The following is a 21008-nucleotide window of genomic DNA, read 5'->3' as shown; positions in this document are numbered from 1 at the left end:
ACCAACAGCGTTCATCCTGTAGTACCTCTCATTATATAGAGGAAAAAGAACTTTCTCCATCCCCTGTGTTTTGAGGGACGGGCAGCAGCACAAAGGCCTGACCAGCACCGATATACTCAATCAGCGGAAGATCTTCGTCTACAATCTGACCTGCTGCATTCACTCCTTCATGAGCCGGAAGAGGTCTTCGTACGATTTGCAGCTCTCCCTGATAGCGGCCGTAGTGTTCATTGTCTATGGTGATCGTGCCAGTCTTTCGTTCAATTGTATGGTCTGCTTTAATCTTTCCTTTTTGAGATTGGAAATACGGTCTCGCTCCCTCAGAACGGATTACATCCCTCGCTGGGTCAAATCGGTTTCTATGCTCGAGCGACAAAAGATTCTGAGACATATCATCTTTTGTAAAAGGAACATAACGCAGGCAAATGATGCCCTGTTGATACATGGCCAGCTGATGAAACGTATGCGAACTAATCTCAGGATCTCCAATAAGAATTTCATCAGCCGGATGCTCGCGCTTTAATGACAAATAGGAAGCAAAAGGAGAGATTCCCCTGTGTTTTTCAAGCGTTGGCAGTCCTTCTTGGAGAGGACCTCTTAAGCGTTTATTTCCCGGGATAAACGCGGCTGTTTTAAAACCATTTTTCTTAAACCACCGATTCTTCTGATCAAACCAGTGTGAACATAGCCCTGTGTCCGGACGCGGGTAATAATTATGCCAAACCTCCGATTGTTCTTTTTGAAGACCAAGTGCTGAAAGCTCGTCCATCCACTCCTGAGTAATCGTGCTTGCGTTCAGCGCTACCGTCATCACTTTGGAGATATTCGCAATGGTTTGAGAATCAATGCCGTAGTCCATCCGGATTCCCTCTACACCCCAGTCCTTTAAAACACTGGCATCTTTCCATGATAATCCGAGAAATTCCATCGACCGGCCTGACATATCCACATAGAGTTTCATGCCTCTGTCCCGAACCTGAGCAGCAAGGGCTTTTAAGGCTTCTTTATACAACGCTGCATCATCTTCAGGAATATGCAGTGAAGTGAAGATTGTTTTTCCTCCCGCTTTTTGAATGAGATCGAGATAGGTTTCCTGTTCCTGTGTGCTTTGCTGTCCAAGAAAAACAGATGCACCAATCATTTCAATTCCTCCTTTTCTTACTTGATCCTTACCTAAAATGAACGGGCAAGAGTCTCCTCTTACCCGCCAAGTTGAACATGAATCTTAGCTGTCCAGGTTGTCCGCCATAGACTCTTTAAACCCGAATAAATACGTGAAAATGAAACCGAATGTATAGGCAATGACCAGTCCAAGGAAATACATGAGAAATTTGTTGTCATCAATTAGAGGGATTAAGGATAAACCAGATACCCCAATGCCCCGCGCCGCTGTGTCGGTTAACGCCTGGAATGCGCCCCCGACAGCTGCACCCATACACGCTGTTACAAACGGACGGCCAAGCGGCAGGGTTACGCCGTATAACAGCGGTTCGCCTATTCCTAAAAATCCAACCGGCAAAGCCCCTTTAATGGTCGTACGCAGCCTTGTATTTTTTGTTTTTACGAATACAGCAATTGCAGCTCCAACCTGCCCTGCTCCACCCATGGCAAGAATGGTTAAGATCGGTGTGATTCCAATGCTGTTAATGAACTCCATGTGAATCGGCGTAAGACCATGATGCAGCCCCACCATAACAAGCGGCAGAAAGAATCCAGCCAGAACAGCTCCTGCAACGACGCCGCCAATATCAAGAATAAAATTAATGCCATCTGTTATGCCTGCTGATAGCCAGCCGCCTACAGGCTGAATCACAATCAGTGTCGTAAATCCAACTACAAGAACAGCGATAAGCGGTGTTAAGATAATATCAATTGAATTAGGTACGAATCTTCTCGCAAACCTTTCAACAACCGCCATAAACCATGCGGCTAAAATAACGGCGATAAGTCCGCCCCGCCCGGGCACCAGTTCTTCCCCGAAGAGAGTGATGTTCGCCAAAGCCGGATTAATGATGATAATCCCTGCAATTGCCCCCAGAGCAGGCGTTCCGCCAAATTCCTTGGCTGTATTCCAGCCGACTAAAATCCCTAAAAATGCGAAGACGCCGCCACCTAATAAAAGCAAAATAGCAATAATCGTATTCGTCGGATCAACTCCTGCGTTTACGGCGAAGTTCGCGCCGCCATTCAGAATACCGGAAGCTACCAGCGCCGGAATTAACGGGATAAAAATATTCCCGATTCTTCTTAAGCCGTTTTTAATCGGTGTACTATTTTTCTTTTTAAGCGCTGCCTGCCGATCCTTCGCTGTTAAGCCTGGATCTGCTGAAACTTCTCCGACCTTCAAGCCGGTTTCCTTACTGATTTCGTCTGCTACCTTGTTCACAGTGCCGGGTCCTACGACGATTTGAAGCGTATCATCTTCAACTACTCCCATGACTCCCGGAACCTGCTTAAGCTCTTTTATGTTAACTAAAGACTCATCCTTTATGGATAACCTGATTCTTGTCATACAGTGATCAAGCTGAATGATGTTGTCTCTTCCCCCGACTTTTTCCAAGATCAAATGTGCAAGCTGCTGTTCCTTCTTCACCCCAAAGTCCCCCTTTTTATCAACCCTGTTTAATCGCTTGTCTAACAAATCCTTCTGCTTCATTTAAACGCCGTGCCGCTTCTTCAACCGATACTTCTGCAAGTATCATGACAATCGCTGTTTTGACATTTTGATTAGACTGTTCATAAAAGGAAGAGGCTGTTTCTTTATCCACCCCTGTTGCTTGAACAATCATATTTTTCGCTCTGTGTTCCAATTTCAGGTTCGTTGCTTTCACATCCACCATCAGGTTTTGATACACTTTTCCAAGTCCGATCATAACGGACGTGGAAAGCATATTCAGCACCAGCTTCTGAGCAGTTCCCGCTTTAAGCCTGGTGGAGCCTGTAAGAATTTCAGGTCCGGTTTGTACTTCAATCGGCATGTCTGCTTGCTGACTTATCACAGCCCCTGTATTACACGAAATGCTGGCTGTGGCCGCGCCTTTAGAAGAAGCGTAGGCAAGCCCGGCTTTTACATAGGGTGTTCTTCCACTCGCTGCAATGCCGACCACTATATCCTTGTTTGTAAGACCAATTGCTTTTAGGTTTTCTGCTGCGAGCGTTTCTGAATCTTCAGCCCCTTCCACTGCCTCAAGCAACGCCTCTTCTCCCCCTGCAATAATGCCAACGACAAGGGATGGATCCACGCCAAAAGTAGGCGGACATTCTGCTGCATCAAGTACACCTAGACGGCCGCTTGTCCCTGCTCCCAAATAAATTAATCTGCCGCCCGATTTGATTTGTTCTATTGCCTTTAGAACTACTTCTTCAATAGAAGGAATGACTTCTTTTACGGCCTCGGGCACCGTTCTGTCTTCTTCATTCATTGCATGTAATATCTCATGAATACTCATGGCATCTAACTGCCCGGTCTGACTGTTGCGCTGTTCGGTTGATAATTTATTTAATTCCATGTCCATCTCACCTTCTAGTTGTTTGAATTATGTATCAGTATGCGCTTACAGAAACAAAAAATCAATATTATTTTAAAATATTATGAAATTTAATTTCAAAATTGTTGTTTTAGTAGATAGTAAAAAAGGGACCGAACATAGCAAATACACTATATTTACATAGAAAAAACAGCTTCATGCACAAATTTCTGCATGAAGCTGTTTTACTTGCTTACCCTATTCTTTTTAATCTGCTCTGCCTTAGCAGCTGATTAATAACCTCTGACAGGACAATCCCCATGGCAATCGAGCCGGATACCATGAAGGCTTTCGCCGCTAAAGAAACGGCCATGTTGTAGTCGTTTGTCACAAAATAACGCATCGAATCATACGCCATCCCCCCGGGTACAAGCGGAATGATGCCGGCAACAATATAAATAATGACCGGTGCTTTATATACTTTTGCATAGACCTGACTCACGACCGCAATCAAAAATGCAGCTGCAACGGTCGCCGGAACAATGTCCATTCCCCGGGTGCTCAGCAGAAAATAAACAATCCATCCAAGCATGCCGACAAAGCCGCACTTGACCAATGATTCTCTCGGAGCATTAAAGATTACAGCAAATGCCGCAGCTGCAATAAAACTCGTAATTAACTGGACAAGAATCGTCATGCTCCTCTTCCTTTCTATCAGACAAATGATCTCTCTATGTTGATGGCGCGAGTCAGTAAATGAATACTCTTCTCCTCGTGTTTACTTATAGAAACGTGACCACTACAGCAATGCCGGAACCAATTGCAAAAGCGGTTAAAAAAGCTTCTGCCCCTTTAGATAAGCCGGAAATCAGATGACCGGCTATCAAATCCCTTACCGCGTTCGTTATAAGCAGACCAGGTACAAGCGGCATGACTGAGCCGATAATAATTTTATCCGGCTCTGCCCCAAACCCGATATACACAAAAAGCAGAGCCAATACTCCTATAATCAGAGAAGCCATGAACTCAGCAAAAAATTTAATCGAAATCAATTCCTGGAAATAGCCGACACTGGCAAAACCGATTCCACCTGCAATAACGGCAGGAATGAAATCGACCCATCCCCCCTGAAACATCATTAAAAAACAGCCGCTGGAAATAGAGGCAGCCGCAATTCTTGTGTGGAGCGAATACGTCTCGTCTGATGCATAAATTCTTTTTAATATCCGGTAGGCCTGAGGAACATCAAGCTCACCTTTAGCAATTCTTCTTGATGTGCTGTTTACCAGCATCACTTTTTTTAAGTCCGTGGTCCGGTTGGAGATCCTCATCAGTTTCGTTTTTGTCGGTTCTTCCGTTTCAATCGAGAACATGATGCCAGTCGGTGTCACATAGCTATGGGATTCCTTTATTCCGTAAGATGCGGCAATCCTCATCATCGTATCTTCCACCCGGTAGGTTTCTGCCCCGCTTTCGAGCATAATTTTACCTGCCAATAGACTGACGTCCATGATGTCATACTGCTCTTCTAAGTATTGTTCAATATCCAATTCCTGGTCCATATGATCGCTCCGAACATCAGATTTGCCCATCACAAGTGCGAGCGCATGAATTTGGTTTAAGTGTATCATGAGTATTGATCGTTCAGATAGTTTTAAATAAACTTCAAAAAAACTGAATCGGCGTGCGACTCAGTTTCGTTTACAAAACTCAATTATCCCGGATCAGACTGCCGTTCAAATGACTCCTTGTAATTTGTTGAACCTTTCAGCGCTTTTTCTTCCACTGGTATTCGAACAGACAGCATAACGGCATTTAACAAACTGAATAAAACAGCAGTAGCATACGCCTGCAACAGGAGCGGAAGAATGAGCAGTTCAACGGTTACAACCAAATAATTGGGGTGCTTGATCCACTTGTACGGCCCTTTTCTGACTACCTCAGCGTCAGGCAGAATCAATATTTTCGTGTTCCAAAAACGGCCAAGAGACCTCAAACACCAGATCCTGAATGCCTGAGCAGCCAAAAATAGCGGAAGTAGCAGAGGCCAAAACGGAGATAAAGGCCGATCAAAAAACAGCGTTTCAGCAAGCAGACTTAAAAAAAAGCCAATATGCAGCGCTAGCATATAAGGATAATGTGATGCTCCTGCTTCAAAGGCACCCTGCTCCCTCATCCACTGTTCGTTTCTTTTTGCTGCTATCAGTTCAGCCAGCCGCTGCACAACTACAAGTATAATGATCAAATAGATCATGCTGACCCCTCCATTTTTACGTCCATTTCAACAGAACCAATTCACCGCTGAAGCCGGGCCCTAATGCCGTCAGCAAGCCCGCATCACCCTGCCGGCAATCCTCTGATTCCATAAAACGCTCCAGAACATAGAGGACGGTTGGAGAGGACATATTCCCATTATGGGTGAGCACTTCTCTGGAATGATGCATTTTTTCTTCACTATAGCGGAGTGTTTTTTCATATGCCTTTAAAACCTTTTTTCCTCCGGGATGGGCGACAAAATGTTTAACATCCTCAGGGGCCATATTATGCTGACCAAGAAAATCCTCAACAAATGGTCCGAGCCAGCTGCTGATAATTGCAGGAATATCCTTTGAGAACACGACATGCAATCCGTTATTTTTAACTTCCCATCCCATAACATCCTCAGAATCAGGCATCCATTTAGAAGCCGTGGCTTTGATCAAAGGAACAGCTTTCTTTGTTTTAATTTCTACATTGTCACCACAAATTAGTGCACACGCGGCTCCGTCAGCAAATAGGGACGCCCCGATTAAATTGCTTTTTGAGCGGTCATCATGCTGAAAGGTCAAACTGCATAGCTCAACACACAGCAAAAGAACCTTTGCAGAAGGATGAGCAAGGCAATAATCAAAGGCCCGGCTCACACCCGAGGCACCTCCTGCACAGCCCAGCCCCCAGATCGGAATCCGCTTCATACTATCAGAAAAAGAAAGCTTATTCATGATCCTTGCATCGAGACTGGGAGTGGAAATACCTGAGCTCGATACAAAGATAATAGCGTCAATATCCCCAGAAGAAACTTCTTCTTCAAGATAAAGATTATTTTTTAAACAGGCTTGAATCGCCTCCACCCCATACTTTGTCGCCAATTCAATATATAGCTGATTGCGTTCTTCAAAACTATGCGGTTTCTCAAACCAATTCATCGGCACACAAAAATGCCGCGTCTTAATTTCTCCATTTTGAAACACCTTTAATAAGCGTTCAATTTCTTTAAAATCATCCTGAAACAATTTTTTTGTCAGTCTCGCCGTTTCTTCCTGCTCTATTTTATAAGGCGGCTGATATGAACTTACCGAAAGAATTCTTGGCATTTTTTCTCCTCCTTGACCTCTCACCTTCCCCATTATTTCCCACAGGCCAGCATTTTACACAAGCACTAAAAAGAGCCTGAGACAAAATCTGTCTCAGGCCCTCTGACCGGTGAAATTTTCACTATTTTTACGTATTTGCCTTTTACTGCAACAATGGTCACTTCCAACATTTAAAACCTAGTTTTCTATTTTCACCAGGACCCTTCCCCGAACTTTACTCTCCATAATGTCTTCCATGGCAGCAGGGGTTTCCTCCAGTGAAACCTCCCGATCAATAAGAGCTTCAGAATTTTCAATTTGCAAATCGCTTGCCAGGCGGGTCCAAATTTCCTGCCGAAGCGGCATCGGACAGTACGCTGAATCCACTCCCAGCAGACTTATACCGCGAAGGATAAACGGATGAACTGTCGTGGGTACTTCCGTTCCGCCAGTTAACCCACTTACCGCAACCGCTCCGCCGCGTTTAATTTTGCTTAATACCGATGCAAGACTTTTTCCTCCAACCGGGTCTACTGCAGCCTGCCATTCCCCTTTTTGTAAGGGTTTCAGTTCTCCGTTATACACGTCCTCGCGTGAAATAACATGGGCTGCACCCAATTCCTTCAAGTAGTCATGCTCCTGCTGTTGTCCTGTACTTGCGACAACCTGATATCCGCGTTTAGCCAGCATGGAAACCGCCATGCTTCCGACTCCTCCTGAAGCACCTGTAACAAGTACTTCTCCGTTTTCAGGCGATACGCCGTTTGCTTCCAGCCGATGAATAGACAGCGCAGCGGTGAATCCCGCTGTCCCATAAATCATCGCTTCTTTCAATGTCATATTCTGCGGCAAAGGCAAAGCCCAATCTGCCGGGATACTCGCAAGTTCACTGTACCCGCCAAAATGAGAGACACCAATCTCATAGCTGGTGGCGATGACATGATCCCCTTCCCTGAAACGGCTGTCCTTTGAAGAAATAACAGTTCCAGCCAGGTCAATTCCCGGAATCATCGGATAGTTCTGTACGATCTTCCCATTTTCACTGCCGGCAAGACCATCTTTAAAATTCACACTCGAATAGGCAACCCTAATTAAAAGCTCCCCAACCGGGAGATCCTTTTTATCCATTTCTATAGCTTCTACTGAGAAGCTGTCATTTTTTTTATCTACAACGACTGCTCGGAACTTTGATAACATCTTATTCATCCCCTTTTCAATTCATTCATGAACGAGTTTTAGAAACGTATGGGTTGTCCATTATCCAAAAACGCCATGGGTAGTCTCTTGCTTCGCCTGTATTATCAATTCCTATACGAGGCCCTGATGAAATATGAAATGATTCCTTCTGCCAGCCTTCACAGATGGTTAATGGCGGGGCAGTAAAATGATGACCATAGTCACTCATCTTAATCCCAAGCGCTTTTGTAAGTTTGCCAGGGCCATTTGTCCATTCTTTTCCGGCTCTTCCCGGTCTGCGTTTTTCCATCAGCTTTATTCCTTCGAATGGTTCCACCGCCCTGATCAAAATGGCTTCGGGACTGCCGATCTTGCTGCTTACTACATTTACGAGGGTATGTGTGTGCATGGTATACGTATAGACAGAGCCAGCCTGTCCAAACATAATTTCCGTTCTTTTCGTTCTGCGGTTACCGAAGCTGTGAGCAGCACGGTCATCCGGTCCCATATACGCTTCTGTTTCAACAATATAGCCGGATGCCAGCCCTTCTTCTGTTTCTTTCACTAACAGACAGCCTAGCAGGGCTTGCGCTAATTGAAGAGTAGGCTGCTCGAAAAAAGATTGCGGCAACGGTACATAGTGATTCATTTGTTAATCTCCAATCTCATTATTGCTTATCCGTACTACAATTCCCTGAGACGCTGTGCTTTGAAACGTTAATTGTGATAATAGTCATAAGTTTATTTTGAGGCTAAAAGGGGAGGCCGTTTCTAAGGAAACAGACTTTAATTGGCTGTCTTTGTATTGTAGGTCAATTGCTGCAGTCTAATTGAGTCCGCGAGTTTATTAAACACAAAAAAACGACTGACACAGATGTGTCAGTCGTTCTGATTGTAAAAATTATAATTTTACAACGTTAGCAGCTTGGTCGCCACGGTTGCCTTGAGTGATATCAAAGCTAACTTTTTGACCTTCTTCAAGTGATTTGAAACCTTCGCCAGTGATAGCTGAGAAGTGTACGAATACATCTTCGCCGCCTTCAACTTCGATGAAGCCAAATCCTTTTTCTGCATTAAACCATTTTACTGTACCTTCATTCATGGTAAAACCTCCAACATTTTGTTAAATTTTACTTAACGATGTAAAAATAGACAATTCACATGTTACCACAGATTACGGTGTCACAAGAATATAATCCCTGGTAACATGTGAATTAAAAGATTGTTACTTATTAAGCATGTGTTAATACTATCACGTCTAATTTCAAATAGCAACCCTTTATCGAATAACTTATTTAAAGATTGCTGTCAATGGGGTTTCGTCTGTTTTTTCGACAAAATTTTAACTTTTTCCCGTTTTTTTATTCAACTGAGATGGGCCAGGTGCCGGCAGCAAACAAAAAAGACCCGCGGAGTGGCGGATCCTGCTTGTTAGTACTTTTTGGCTTTACGTTTATTCATGAATTTTTTAATAAACGGATAAATGATGGGTCCAAATTTAATTGCTTTTCGAATGAGTCTTCCCATAAGAGCAGATCCCTCCTGTTTTGGTATGAATATTCCCCACAGAAGAGCTCGGCAAACATGGAGAAATACTCCTGCTGCAAAATAGAAGGGCGTATATTTAGGTTAATATACGTTTTTTAGCACCATGCATTACTTTTCATGGGTCCAGTAACGCCGTGTCGCACACCATTCCTGCGCGTAAAAGCTTCCCTTCAATGTTTGAACCATTATCTTTTTTCCGGGTGTAGGAGAATGAATGATTTTACCTTCTCCATAATAAATCGCCACGTGGTGGATAGCGCCCTTCCCTTCTTCATACGCAAAAAAAAGCAGATCACCCGGCTGCACGTCCGCAGGATGAACAGTCACGCCTGCTGCCGCCTGATCTTTTGCATCCCTTGGAATCAGGTACCCATTTGCTTTTAAAATGTTATAGGAATAGCCTGAACAATCGTATCCATAGGCACTCATTCCGCCCCACAAATAGGTAAGCCCTTGAAATTGTTTTGCTTCATTCACAATGGCTCTTCCATCTTTTTTTGGAATCAGGTCAGCCCTTTGATACAAATCCACATCTTTTTTATTTATCCGTGCTAAACCATGAGGGGAAAGAATCTCATAATAAGTTGAATACTCTTTAATAAGCGGCAATGTCGTGTTATAGGTTAGAGGCAAAATTTCTGTTCCTTCTATAGTAAGCAAAGAAGCTCGTTTTTCTTTTACTCTTACAAGAGGCATTCCTTCCCATTCTTCATCCCCCTCAGTCAATTGCATGGTTGGAATCCAACCGGGATAGCCTTTAATATCTTTTATTGTCTGTTGACTTGGTACGGCGACCCGGGTCCAGTCACCCTGCTGGTCGAGTATTTGAACAGGTTCTCCGTATAAGACCTGTGATTGAATTCGGTTTTCATCGAGCAGCGCTTTTCGTTCCTGCTCCGTCATCGCCCTCAGCCAGCTTTGAATATCAACAGGATTGCCAGCTGCTGGAGCATCCATTTCCCTTACAGATGACGGGTCCGTCCAGAGTGTGGAGACCGTTACATTGATTCGCGCCATTTTATTTTTCATGTTCTGCCTCCTTCACATCCTTCCTCCAGTCCCTCAACCCCTGAAATGCCAAGTCCGGGGACTAAGGGAAGAGACATGACTTCTCCTTTGTATTGCACTCCTCCTGATACAGGGTCTTTGGCAAGAAGAAGAGGGGCATCCATATCAAAGTGTGTTATATTCCGCTGACTGGCCGCGAAATGAGCTGCCGCTGTAATGCCGACCTTGGTCTCAATCATACTGCCGACCATACAGGGAACACCATAGGACTCTGCCAGTTTATTAATAGCAAGCGCCCCATGAATTCCTCCCGCCTTCATCAGTTTAATATTGATTAAGTCAGCACTCCTCGTTTGAAGCACCCGAATCGCATCCACCGGGCTGAATACACTTTCGTCAGCCATAATGGGTGTAGCTGTATGGTCTTTAACCTGTTTTAACCCTTCAATATCGTGCGCTTTAACAGGCTGTTCGACGAACTCCAGGTCAAATCCCGCTTCTTCCATTTTGCGGATGGCATGGATGGCTTCTTTGGCCGTCCACCCCTGGTTGGCATCTAATCTGAGCTTGCAGCCTGAACCTGCTTTTTCACGAATCGCTTGAATACGTCTGAAATCCTGTTCGATGGTTCCGGTTCCCACTTTAATTTTAAGCGTCGTAAATCCCTGCTGAATGAAACGCACAGCATCCTCCGCCATTTCCTCCGGCTCATTCACACTGATTGTATAGTCCGTTATAAATGAAGTCTGATATCCTCCCAGAAACTGCACCAGCGGGAGATTGACATGTTGAGCAAGCAAGTCGTGAACAGCACAATCCAGGGCAGCCTTCGCACTCGTATTGTGAATCATTGACCGGTTCAGCTCCTCCAGCATGGACTCTCTTTCAAGCAGGGAGCCTCTTAATAAAACAGGTCCCATAACATCATTTATTGCCGACTCGATGCTACTTAATGAATCCCCCGTTATCACATGAGTTGGCGGGGCTTCTCCATATCCCGTCTTCCCGTCCTCGGAGGTTATCTTCACAATAACGGACCGGGCATCCGTCAGTGTTCGCAGAGCGGTTTTAAACGGTTTTTTCAGTGGCACCGTTAATCTGAACGTCTCAATGGATTTGATCCTCATGTTAAGAGCGGACTCCCGGCATAATGGTGAGAGTTTTGGACCTTGCAGAAAGTTTCGCTTTTGCTCCGAGAGGAATGGAAAAATGCGGTTCACAATGACCAATTTTAAATCCTTTTATGACAGGTATCTCAAGGTTCCCTAGATAACTTTCAAGCACTTCTTCAAGAGACAGCGAGGGCTTCTCATTGGTCGGTACAGCATTTTTAAAATCCCCTACAATAATACCGCATGCCTGCTGAAGCTTCCCCGCCATGGAAAGCTGGTTCAGCATCGCGTCAATCCGGTAGGGCTCTTCATCTACATCCTCAATAAACAAAAGCTTCCCTTCTGTCTCCAGTTCAAAAGGCGTTCCAAGTGAACTTTGAATCAGCGAAAGATTGCCTCCTACGATTTCACCAATCCGCTCCCCTTCTGCAAGCACTTCAAGCGGAGTTATTTCTTCTGAATAGTGAAGTTCCATCGGTTCAAAAAGCTGGTAGAACATTTTTTTGGATAAGGCATGAAATTCTTCCTTTCCGACATCAGAAGCCAGCATCGGACCATGGAATGTCACCAGACCGGTTTGCTGCCGGATTGCAGTATGCAGAAATGTAATATCACTGTATCCCCAAAATATTTTCGGATTGCGTTTAATTAATTCGTAATCAACAGCCGAAGCAATTCTGGCAGTACCATATCCTCCGCCTGCACAAATGATAGCTTGAACTGAAGGATCCTGGAACATTGCGTGCAGATCCGCTAAACGTTCTTCATCACTTCCAGCCAAATAGCCATTCACTTCATGAACGTGCTTTCCCATTTTTACATTAACCCCAAGCTCTTTTAAAAAAGACAGGGATTTTTCTAAATTAGGCTGATTAGGAGGACTGGCTGGTGCAATAATTCCAACCGTATCTCCCCTTTTAAGTTTTTTAGGCAGCAACATAATGATTCTCCCTTCATATCAAAGAAGTTCCTTTCCATAAATTATCATAACTTTCGTATAAATATAACTGAAACGGCGGACTAATTTATCAATAGAAGAAATGGATAGGCAAAAAAGAGCCTGGGACAAAAATCGTCTCAGGCCCGCTGACCGGTTCACTTCAATTCAGGTGGGCGCTTGCCGTCATCTCCTGCTGGAGTCGCCGCCTTCCGCTCCGTTACCTCTTACTTTTAAAAATACTACCTCGTTTTTTAAACTTTTTTGAGTTTTGTCCCAAGCACAATTAATTAGGCCAGCTTAGCAGTGGACTGCCGCTGAATTACCTCTGTTGTTAATTGAGTGTGTTCTTTTAAAGGGCTGCCTTCTATGTGCTGAATGATTTTGTGCGCTGCAGTGGCGCCCATCTCATATTTTGGCTGTTTCACTGTAGTGAGAGAAGGACGGATATATCGGGCGAGTTCAATGTCATCAAATCCAATAAGGCTGATCTGCTCCGGAACACTCACTCCGGCCTCTTCAAACGCTTCGAGGACGCCGATTGCCATTTGATCATTAGAGACAAATAAACCGGTAGGAAGTTCGTTTTGCTGAAGGAGCAGCTTCGCGGCCTGATAGCCGCCCCGCTGGGAATAGTCGCCTTTAATATGCCATTTTGAAGGAACAGACACGTTATTCCGGCTGAGACATTGTGTAAATCCTTCTGAGCGAAGCTGGCTGTCCCAGTTATTTGAAGGACCGGAAATATAGCCTATTGACCTGTGGCCGTGGCCAATCAGATGATCCGCTGCCAGATAGCCTCCTTGAAGATTATCCACTGTCACCGAATAAAGATTGGGGTGTGAAATTTCCCGGTCCAGGACCGCAAGAGGAAAATGAGACCGGCACACATCAAAAAGCGTTTCATCTTTTATATCAGCGGAAAAAACGATCACCCCGTCCACCCTGCGCTCTCTCAGAAACCTTTCTGCTGTCCCAAGGTTTTCACCTATTGTGCTGCAGGCGATAAGACCATAGCCATAGGAATGAAGCGTCTCTTCGATGCCTTTTATAATGGGTGCGTAAAAAGATCCTGAAAGATCATGAAGCACCAGACCGATGATTTGCGTTTTTTTCATTTTAAGATCTCTGGCCCATCCGTTTTTTTGGTAATTGAGTTCTGATGCAGCATCAAGAACTTTCTTTGCGGTTTCTTTTGACACGCGGCTGCTGTGATTAATGGCAAGGGAAGCCGTTGATACAGCCACTCCTGCTTTTTTCGCTACATCTTTTATTGTTGTCATATATCTGCCTCTTTCACACATTTAAATCTGACAGGTAGGGAGAGCGTCACGATGGATTCACCGTGACGCTCTTTTCACTTTATCATGGGCGGTACTTTTACTTAACGCTGCTTGCTTCTCCTGTTGAAAAGGTTGTTTCAAGCGGCAGAAACGTTCGCTGCACAGATGATTCCAAAAGCTTCTCCATAGATTCAAGTACATGCAGACCGAGTTCGCCGTGGCAGTAGTGCTGCTCATTGGCAAAAATAGAGGCAATCATATTGGATAGCCCAATGCCCCGTTCATTCCCGGTTAGATCGGAAACGAGCTCGGCTTCCTGCCATCCTTCATGCCCTGTTGTTAAATAGGTCACAGGACCACCGAAAAAGTTAGGGTCCGGTACATGAATGGTGCCTTTAGAGCCATACACTTCAATAAACGGCAGCTTTGATTGATGAATATCAAACGTTGCGGTAATGGACGCAGTTACGTTGCTTTTGAAATGCATGAGTCCTTCCACATGCGTAGGTGTTGTGACTGGAAAGGTTTCTCCCGCCCGCTCAGCACTCCGAATCGTCCGTTCACGATAGGTTGTTTGTGCAATGCCGGTCACACAGTCAATCGGGCCGAGAAGCACCAGCAGCGAGGACAAATAATAGGGTCCCATATCAAAAAGAGGTCCAGCACCTGTTTCATAGAAGAAAGCTGGATTCGGATGCCAGCTTTCCGGGCCGCTGCCCATCATAAAAGCCTTAGCACCAACGATCGAACCGATTTCTCCATCCTCAATCAGTTTCAATGCCGTTTGAATTCCTGCTCCAAGAATCGTATCCGGCGCAACTCCCACCCGGAGATTCAGCCGCTTAGCTTTAGAAATAATTTCTTTTCCATCCTCAAATTTCGTCGCAAGCGGTTTCTCTGAGTATACATGCTTGCCGTGATCAAGCGCCATGAGTGAGATTTCCGCATGAGCGCTTGGAATCGTTAAATTAAGAATCACTTCAACCGACGGGTCCTCAAGCATCGTTGCCAGATCAGGATAGTGGGGAACCCCATACTTTTCTGCCTTCTCCTCCGCTTTAGACGATATAAGATCCGTAATTCCGGCAATTTCAATATTGCTGAATTTGGAAGGCGCTGCCAGATAAATATCACTGATGTTTCCAGCACCCACAATTCCTACTCGCATTTTATTCATTGTCTTACTCTCCCAGCCATTTCTTAACTACCGTGGCGCTTGGTCCCACTTCCTGCAAAGGCTCTTGATCAAAGTGCTCCTGTTCGACCACCACCCAGTCTGTTGAAGACTGAAGGACCATTTCCTTAAGATTTAAAACACCTGCCCCAACTGATCCGCTTTTTTTGTCCGTTCCGTCGACAATCATGTCTTTAATATGGATTGAAAAAGCCTTATCCTGAAGCCTCTTCAGCATATCAACAGTGTCGACACCAGAAAACTCAGTCCAGTACACATCGATTTCAAAATGAACCGGGTGAGCAGCTGTTTCACGCTCTAATATGCTCCAGCCCGTTTCACCATTTTCTAAGCTTGTAAATTCAAAATCGTGGTGATGATATCCAAGCAGCAATCCCGCGTCCTGTACTTTCGTACTCGCCTGATTTAAAAGCTGCGCCAGCTCTTCATATTTATCCTTCGAACGCCATGATTCATCAACAAATGGAACAATCAATTTTTCGTTACCAATGGTTTTGCTGAAATCAATTTGTTTTTGCAGTGTTTCTTCGTCTTGAAGAAGATCTACCGGCACATGCATTCCTGCAGGCTTAAGTCCATACTCATCCAGCATAGTTTTCCATTCAGCTCCGCTTTTCCCGTAATCGCCTGCCAGCTGAACGCCTTCGTATCCCTGTTCACTAACTGTTTTTAAAGTTCCTGATACGTCTTGTTCCATCGCTTCTTTCACTGAATACAATTGAAGTGCAACTTTTCTCATCGTCCATTCCTCCATTATGATAGTGTCAATATTTTTTGGGTTTTGCTTGATTCCAAGGCTGCAAGTACGATTTCTAAAGCTTTTTTCCCTTCCAGTCCTGTTACTGCAGGATCACGGTCTTCCAGGATACTTTCAATAAATTCATCAATTACTCCCGTTTTCGACTGGCCGCCTTCTTCATTAGTCTGGATTTTCCCCAGCTTCAGCTTTTCGGGTTCCCCTTCAAGCGGGTAAAAAATGAATGAATACTCTTCATCATCTTCCAGGCGCAGCACTCCTTTTTCACCGTAGATAATGGTGGAGTTATCTCCGAATTTGTTATGAGACCAGCTGGCAGTCAGCGTGCCCATTGTTCCGTCCTTTAGCTTGATAATGCAAACCGCGTTATCATCCACCTGCGTGTTTTCTTTGGCAAGTGTATCTACAAAGCCTCCAACCTCTGCTGCATCCTGATCAAAAATAAAACGCACAAGGTCACTTTTATGAACGCCAAGATCTCCCATTGCCCCGATAAATGCTTGCTCCTTATCGAAAAACCAGCTGTCTCTGCCATCAGCACTCCAGCCTTCCGGGCCGCCATGGCCAAACGCTGTCCGGAAGCTGTAAATCCGTCCTAACTTTCCTTCTTTAATGTATTCTCTGGCTTTTTCATGAGATGCGACGAAACGCTGATTGTGTCCAATCATTAGCTTCCTGCCGGCCTCATCCGCTGCTTGAATCATGCGGTCTGCTTCCTCAATAGATGTTGCCATCGGTTTTTCACAAAGCACATGCTTTCCTGCCTGCAAAGCTTTTATTGTGACAGGCGCATGAAGTGCATTGGGAAGATTCACAGAAACCGCATCTACGGACGGATCATTTAATAAATCGTCAAGCGATGTATACATTTTTGCTCCTGCCTGATCTGCATAGACACTGGCCCGTTCTTCCAACAGGTCACATACTGCTGTTATCTCAACATGTTCATTCGCCATATACTCAGGGAAATGTCGGTGCTTCGTAATACTTCCACAGCCGATAATTCCTACTCTTACATTCTTCATTCTTTCCACTCCAATTCTTTCAAGATCGAAACGTTATGATTTAGTCATTTTGAGTTTTATCATGTATTTAATTGAATCCAGTCAAGTCTTACTCTAGTTAATTATGTATAAATCTATTTACGTGATCTATTTCTAAATCGATACGTTTCGATTTATATTTTATCATCTTGAACGTTCAATGAAAACCCTTTCTTTTTTATTTTGTAACCTCTTGTTCACTGTCACGTCTACTTAAGAAAGAATGCTATTTAAGGAGGAATTTCTATGAACAGGAAAAGATGGCTGTTTCTTTCTTTATTTGTTGTTCTTTCAGCCGGTATTTGGGCAGGTATTTATTTTATGCAGCCGACTGTTTCAGGTTTCGCTGGATCTTCTCCTCCCGCCTATGTGTTTAAGGATAAGGTGTGGGAGCTGCGTTTTACAAAACCGATGGACGCTTCTACTATTACGGAGGATTCCGTTTATGTTCAAAATGAAGACCATGAACGCGTCCCTGTATCCGCTTCGTTGAATGAAGCCGGGACCGTGCTTACTGTCACTGCTCCAAAAGAAGGATACAACAATCTTGAAGCATATACGCTGCATCTATCAGAGGATCTTAAATCTAAATTGGGCCTGGGCATCCGGGGTGAACAGACAATGGCTTTTGAAGTCGTGGAGGAGCTCCCTGCTGCAGAATCAACGGATTACTTAAAAAAGTATTTCACCGCTATATTGGATCAGCAAAAGACCCAGGAGCGTCCTTATTCTGCTTCTGATGAAGCGTCTGACAGCGCTGGAGATACAGCCCAAGAGTCTTCTTCTGACGCAATGGGCGGAGGCGGGGATTTTTCTCAGACCAACAATCAAGTAGACGGAGTAAGTGAAGCAGATATTGTCCAGACTGACGGTGAATTCATTTACCATATTACCGGCAATCAGCTGGTCCATATCGTTGAAGCGGGAGACCGTGAAGCGATAGAACCCGTCAGTGCCATTTCTTTTGAAGAAGAATTCTATCCCTCACAGCTTTTTCTAAAGGATGATACATTGATTGTAATTGGCGATAAATGGATGACGAAAGCCGATCCGGATGAGAAAGCATCACGGGATTCCCAACCTGCTGGAGATATGAGTGTAACCATTGCCAAAATCTATTCTGTCAGCAACCCTGCGGAGCCTGAATTAATCCGCGAAGCTGGTGCAGAAGGCTACTTTAACAGCGCCCGCATGATCGACTCTCATCTTTATTTTGTTACAAACTTTTCCCCGAATTTCTGGCTTCTAGAAGAAGATCAGGACGTTGAGCTTCGTCCCCACATATGGGACAGCAGCAAAGGCGGCTCCTTTGAACCGGTAGCAGCAGAAAAGATCTCGGTTATCCCTGAAAACGAACAGGGAGAGTATGCCGTTATTACAGCCATTGACATCAGCAGCCCTGATTCAGAAATTACCACTGAAACGTACCTGGGCACAGGCGGTCAGCTGTATATGTCAGAAAACAGCTTATATTTAGCCACCTCGAATGGCCCCTATACGATTATGCCGATCGATATCATGCCTGCAGGCCAGGGTGCCTCTGAAACGACTATTTATAAGTTTGACATTGACGGCAGCTCGGTCACCTTTTCCTCGAAAGGAACGGTAAAAGGGGGCGTATTGAATCAATTCTCAATGGATGAGCATGACGGACATTTCCGCATTGCTACGACAGAGGGAAATACTTTTGGAGACAACCGAAATTCACTTAACCACTTGTTTATTTTAAATGAACAAATGGAACCCGTTGGCTCAGTTGAAGGACTTGCAAAAGGCGAACGTATTTATTCAGCCCGTTTTATGGGAGACAAAGCGTATATGGTGACCTTTAGAGAAACAGATCCTCTTTTCGTTATTGATACCGCTGATCCGGAAGCACCTGAAGTGCTAGGCGAACTAAAGATTCCTGGTTTCAGTACGTATCTGCATCCGCTGGATGAAAATCATTTAATCGGATTTGGGATGGAAACGGATCTGGTGAAAAATGACTCAGCTGCTGACTCACCTCAGGTCAGACAAACTGGCATGAAGATCTCCTTATTTGATATATCGGACTTTTCAAATCCTAAAGAAAAGGACACAGAGGTTATAGGAGGTCCAGGAACATTTTCAACACTCATGGATAATCATAAAGCTCTTTTTCAGCATAAGGAGCGCAGCTTATTTGGCTTCCCTGTCGTGGTGTATGATGAAAAACCGGAATCAGACGACATCCAATTTGTTAATCAGGGAGCAATGCTTTATACGATTACGCCAGATGGAGGCATTGAGCTGGCGAGTGAAATAATGGATGAGGCACAGGAGGGCCAGCAATATGAAGATTGGGATTCACAAATCCAGCGAATGCTTTATATTGACGACACCCTTTATACAGTCCGTTCTAACAAAATTGAAAGTCATGAACTGCCTGAGTAGGCAGGTGCAGTAAAAGAATTATTTTCCAAAAATCATTTACACTTATCACTTTGAATGCTAAGATAAGAAAAATTTAAACGCGATGATGAGAAGAGTAGCTGCAAAACTTCCTCAAAGAGAGCTCTGTATGGTGGGAAAGAGCAGGAAGAATGCAGTGAAGCAAGTCTCTGAGCAGCACAAAGGAACCTTTTTAAGGGGATGGTGTGACGGGAGCTCCCGTTATAGAGCTTAAGGTATCGCTTTATAGCCGTACCTGATGAGGCTGGTATGGTGACATATTAGCAAACCTGGAGTGGCACCGCGAATTCAATCCCGCCTCCAAGATGAAAATCTTGGAGGTGGGATTTTTTATGTTAAATTGACGGTTTTTTTATTAATTCGTCAACGTACCAGAGATGACATCAAACAGCGGGTATACGACAGGAGGAATTGCTTTGGATCACACATCTACTAAAGATTATCTAACGTATTGGAGTATTTTACTTATGGGAATTGGCATATCGAACATTGGTGCGTGGGTGTATTTACTTTCTCTGAATCTGCTTTTATTTGATCGAACCGGGTCCCCTTTTTCCATTATTTTTCTTTATCTTCTGGCGCCAATTGCAGCCCTTTTTACCAATGGCTGGTCCGGCAGTGTCATTGACCGTAAAAATAAACGTCATCTCATGATTTTTTTAGATTTGATGCGGGCCTTAATGGTATGCTTGCTTCCTTTTATCTCTTCTCTTTGGCTGCTTTACAGTCTCGCTTTTCTCATGAATGTGGCGAATGCGGTTTTTAAGCCTGCATCGATGGTTTACGTCTCCAAATTGATTCCAGGTGAAAAAAGAAGGCATTTTAATTCGCTTTATTCGATCGTTACATCCGGCGCCTTCCTTCTTGGCCCGGCGCTTGCCGGTCTTTTATATCTGCATTACTCTTCCGAAATGATCCTGTTTATAACCGCCGCTGCTTTTGCGTTGTCTGCAGCTGCCACGCTCTTTATGCCCGACATTGAAGCAGGCGGTTTGTCCACTGTTACTGCATCTTTTAAGCTCCGGCTCCGTGAAACGCATGAGGATTGGCGCAAGGTGCGGCTATTTAGTAAAAAGTCTCCTTCCGTCATGATCATTTATTTATCGATCAGCTGGGTGATGGTGGTCATGGCAACAGCCGTCGATTCTCTGGAAGTTGTTTTTTCTAAGGACGTGCTGGAGCTGACAAACAGTAAATATGGGTTTCTGGTAAGTATTGCCGGAGCAGGGATCGTGTCAGGGTCTCTTATTCAATTGCTTCTTGTAAAATGGATTCCTTTATTTGCGTTAATACGGTGGGCACCCCTTTTCATTTCTGCGGGATATGTTCTTTTCAGCTTTTCTGATGGATTTGTTCAAGCTGCTGCAGGGTTCTTTATCCTTGCTTTCTTCATTTCATTTGGCAGCACGGGTTTTCTTACTTTTTATCAAAGCTATATTCCTGTTGAGATGATGGGCAGAATCGGGAGCATTTACGGCTTGTTTGAAGCAGCGCTTGTTCTGGCCGCAACAGGGGTACTGGGCCTGCTCACCTTTCTATTGCCTGTAAAGCTGGTTGTCATTACAGGAACGATAAGCATGATGATCGGAGCGCTTTTCTTATGGGAATACGTTCGCAAAAAGGCCTCCACCCTTGCTCCTGTATCGTAAGCTTTTTTAAATCAAACCGGGAATTAGCTTGAATAGATGAAAGTGTAGTAAAATATAAACATGTTTAT

The 21008-nt window shown here is 44.4% G+C and carries 19 protein-coding genes and 1 other annotated feature; of the genes, 2 read left to right on the top strand and 17 right to left on the bottom strand.

Annotated features, from left to right (window positions below; genetic code table 11):
* Positions 1-31: 31 nt before the first annotated feature.
* The 17 genes from P6709_RS13250 to P6709_RS13170 all read right to left on the bottom strand — a co-directional run bounded on the left by P6709_RS13250 (position 32) and on the right by P6709_RS13170 (position 16840).
* Positions 32-1141 carry a DUF871 domain-containing protein gene (locus P6709_RS13250; protein ID WP_278241402.1) on the bottom strand — a complete coding sequence of 370 codons (1110 nt, stop codon included), beginning with the start codon at positions 1139-1141 and terminating at the stop codon, positions 32-34.
* Between the two features lie 84 nt (positions 1142-1225).
* Positions 1226-2593 carry a PTS transporter subunit EIIC gene (locus P6709_RS13245; RefSeq protein ID WP_278241401.1) on the bottom strand — a complete coding sequence of 456 codons (1368 nt, stop codon included), beginning with the start codon at positions 2591-2593 and terminating at the stop codon, positions 1226-1228.
* Positions 2594-2612: 19 nt separating this feature from the next.
* Positions 2613-3515: an N-acetylmuramic acid 6-phosphate etherase gene (gene murQ / locus P6709_RS13240; RefSeq protein WP_278241400.1), complete on the bottom strand. Its 903-nt coding sequence runs from the start codon at positions 3513-3515 to the stop codon at positions 2613-2615.
* Positions 3516-3720: 205 nt separating this feature from the next.
* The gene (locus P6709_RS13235) at positions 3721-4182 is read right to left on the bottom strand and encodes a threonine/serine exporter family protein (protein ID WP_278241504.1); all 462 of its coding nucleotides are present in this window, start codon (positions 4180-4182) and stop codon (positions 3721-3723) included.
* Between the two features lie 67 nt (positions 4183-4249).
* Complete coding sequence (locus P6709_RS13230; protein ID WP_278241503.1) at positions 4250-5029, bottom strand: threonine/serine exporter family protein; 780 nt, start codon at positions 5027-5029, stop codon at positions 4250-4252.
* A gap of 152 nt (positions 5030-5181) precedes the next feature.
* Positions 5182-5721 (bottom strand): isoprenylcysteine carboxyl methyltransferase family protein, encoded by a 540-nt coding sequence (locus tag P6709_RS13225; RefSeq protein WP_278241399.1) that lies wholly within the window; start codon positions 5719-5721, stop codon positions 5182-5184.
* 16 nt (positions 5722-5737) lie between these two features.
* Positions 5738-6820 carry a type III polyketide synthase gene (locus tag P6709_RS13220; protein ID WP_278241398.1) on the bottom strand — a complete coding sequence of 361 codons (1083 nt, stop codon included), beginning with the start codon at positions 6818-6820 and terminating at the stop codon, positions 5738-5740.
* Positions 6821-6997: 177 nt separating this feature from the next.
* On the bottom strand, positions 6998-7996 hold the full coding sequence (locus P6709_RS13215; RefSeq protein WP_278241397.1) for an acrylyl-CoA reductase family protein: 999 nt from the start codon (positions 7994-7996) through the stop codon (positions 6998-7000).
* A gap of 25 nt (positions 7997-8021) precedes the next feature.
* The gene (locus P6709_RS13210) at positions 8022-8624 is read right to left on the bottom strand and encodes a DNA-3-methyladenine glycosylase (protein WP_278241396.1); all 603 of its coding nucleotides are present in this window, start codon (positions 8622-8624) and stop codon (positions 8022-8024) included.
* Between the two features lie 252 nt (positions 8625-8876).
* The gene (locus P6709_RS13205; RefSeq protein WP_041053681.1) at positions 8877-9077 is read right to left on the bottom strand and encodes a cold-shock protein; all 201 of its coding nucleotides are present in this window, start codon (positions 9075-9077) and stop codon (positions 8877-8879) included.
* A gap of 554 nt (positions 9078-9631) precedes the next feature.
* Positions 9632-10552, bottom strand: a complete 921-nt coding sequence (locus tag P6709_RS13200) for a C40 family peptidase (protein WP_278241395.1) — start codon at positions 10550-10552, stop codon at positions 9632-9634.
* Entirely contained in the window at positions 10549-11658 is a 1110-nt protein-coding gene (locus P6709_RS13195; RefSeq protein ID WP_278241394.1) for a dipeptide epimerase, read from the bottom strand. The genes P6709_RS13200 and P6709_RS13195 overlap by 4 nt, the downstream gene beginning before the upstream one ends.
* 1 nt (position 11659) lies before the next feature.
* Positions 11660-12586: a S66 peptidase family protein gene (locus tag P6709_RS13190; RefSeq protein ID WP_278241502.1), complete on the bottom strand. Its 927-nt coding sequence runs from the start codon at positions 12584-12586 to the stop codon at positions 11660-11662.
* 284 nt (positions 12587-12870) lie between these two features.
* Positions 12871-13863, bottom strand: a complete 993-nt coding sequence (locus P6709_RS13185; protein WP_278241393.1) for a LacI family DNA-binding transcriptional regulator — start codon at positions 13861-13863, stop codon at positions 12871-12873.
* Positions 13864-13960: 97 nt separating this feature from the next.
* Positions 13961-15040, bottom strand: a complete 1080-nt coding sequence (locus tag P6709_RS13180) for a Gfo/Idh/MocA family protein (protein WP_278241392.1) — start codon at positions 15038-15040, stop codon at positions 13961-13963.
* A 4-nt stretch (positions 15041-15044) separates the two neighbouring features.
* Positions 15045-15797, bottom strand: coding sequence for a sugar phosphate isomerase/epimerase family protein (locus P6709_RS13175; RefSeq protein WP_278241391.1), 753 nt, complete (start codon positions 15795-15797; stop codon positions 15045-15047).
* A 14-nt stretch (positions 15798-15811) separates the two neighbouring features.
* Positions 15812-16840: a Gfo/Idh/MocA family protein gene (locus P6709_RS13170; protein ID WP_278241390.1), complete on the bottom strand. Its 1029-nt coding sequence runs from the start codon at positions 16838-16840 to the stop codon at positions 15812-15814.
* A gap of 264 nt (positions 16841-17104) precedes the next feature.
* Here P6709_RS13170 and P6709_RS13165 point away from each other — a divergent pair, with 264 nt between their 5' ends.
* The gene (locus P6709_RS13165) at positions 17105-19273 is read left to right on the top strand and encodes a beta-propeller domain-containing protein (RefSeq protein ID WP_278241389.1); all 2169 of its coding nucleotides are present in this window, start codon (positions 17105-17107) and stop codon (positions 19271-19273) included.
* 73 nt (positions 19274-19346) lie between these two features.
* Positions 19347-19596 (top strand) — a binding site (T-box leader).
* A gap of 111 nt (positions 19597-19707) precedes the next feature.
* Positions 19708-20940, top strand: coding sequence for an MFS transporter (locus P6709_RS13160; protein ID WP_278241388.1), 1233 nt, complete (start codon positions 19708-19710; stop codon positions 20938-20940).
* Positions 20941-21008: the final 68 nt, after the last annotated feature.

It is taken from the genome of Jeotgalibacillus sp. ET6 (genome assembly GCF_029667115.1).
Classification (GTDB): Bacteria; Bacillota; Bacilli; order Bacillales; family Jeotgalibacillaceae; genus Jeotgalibacillus.
Note: the sequence above shows the minus strand (reverse complement) of the source record. Positions and strands in the feature narration are given on the sequence as shown.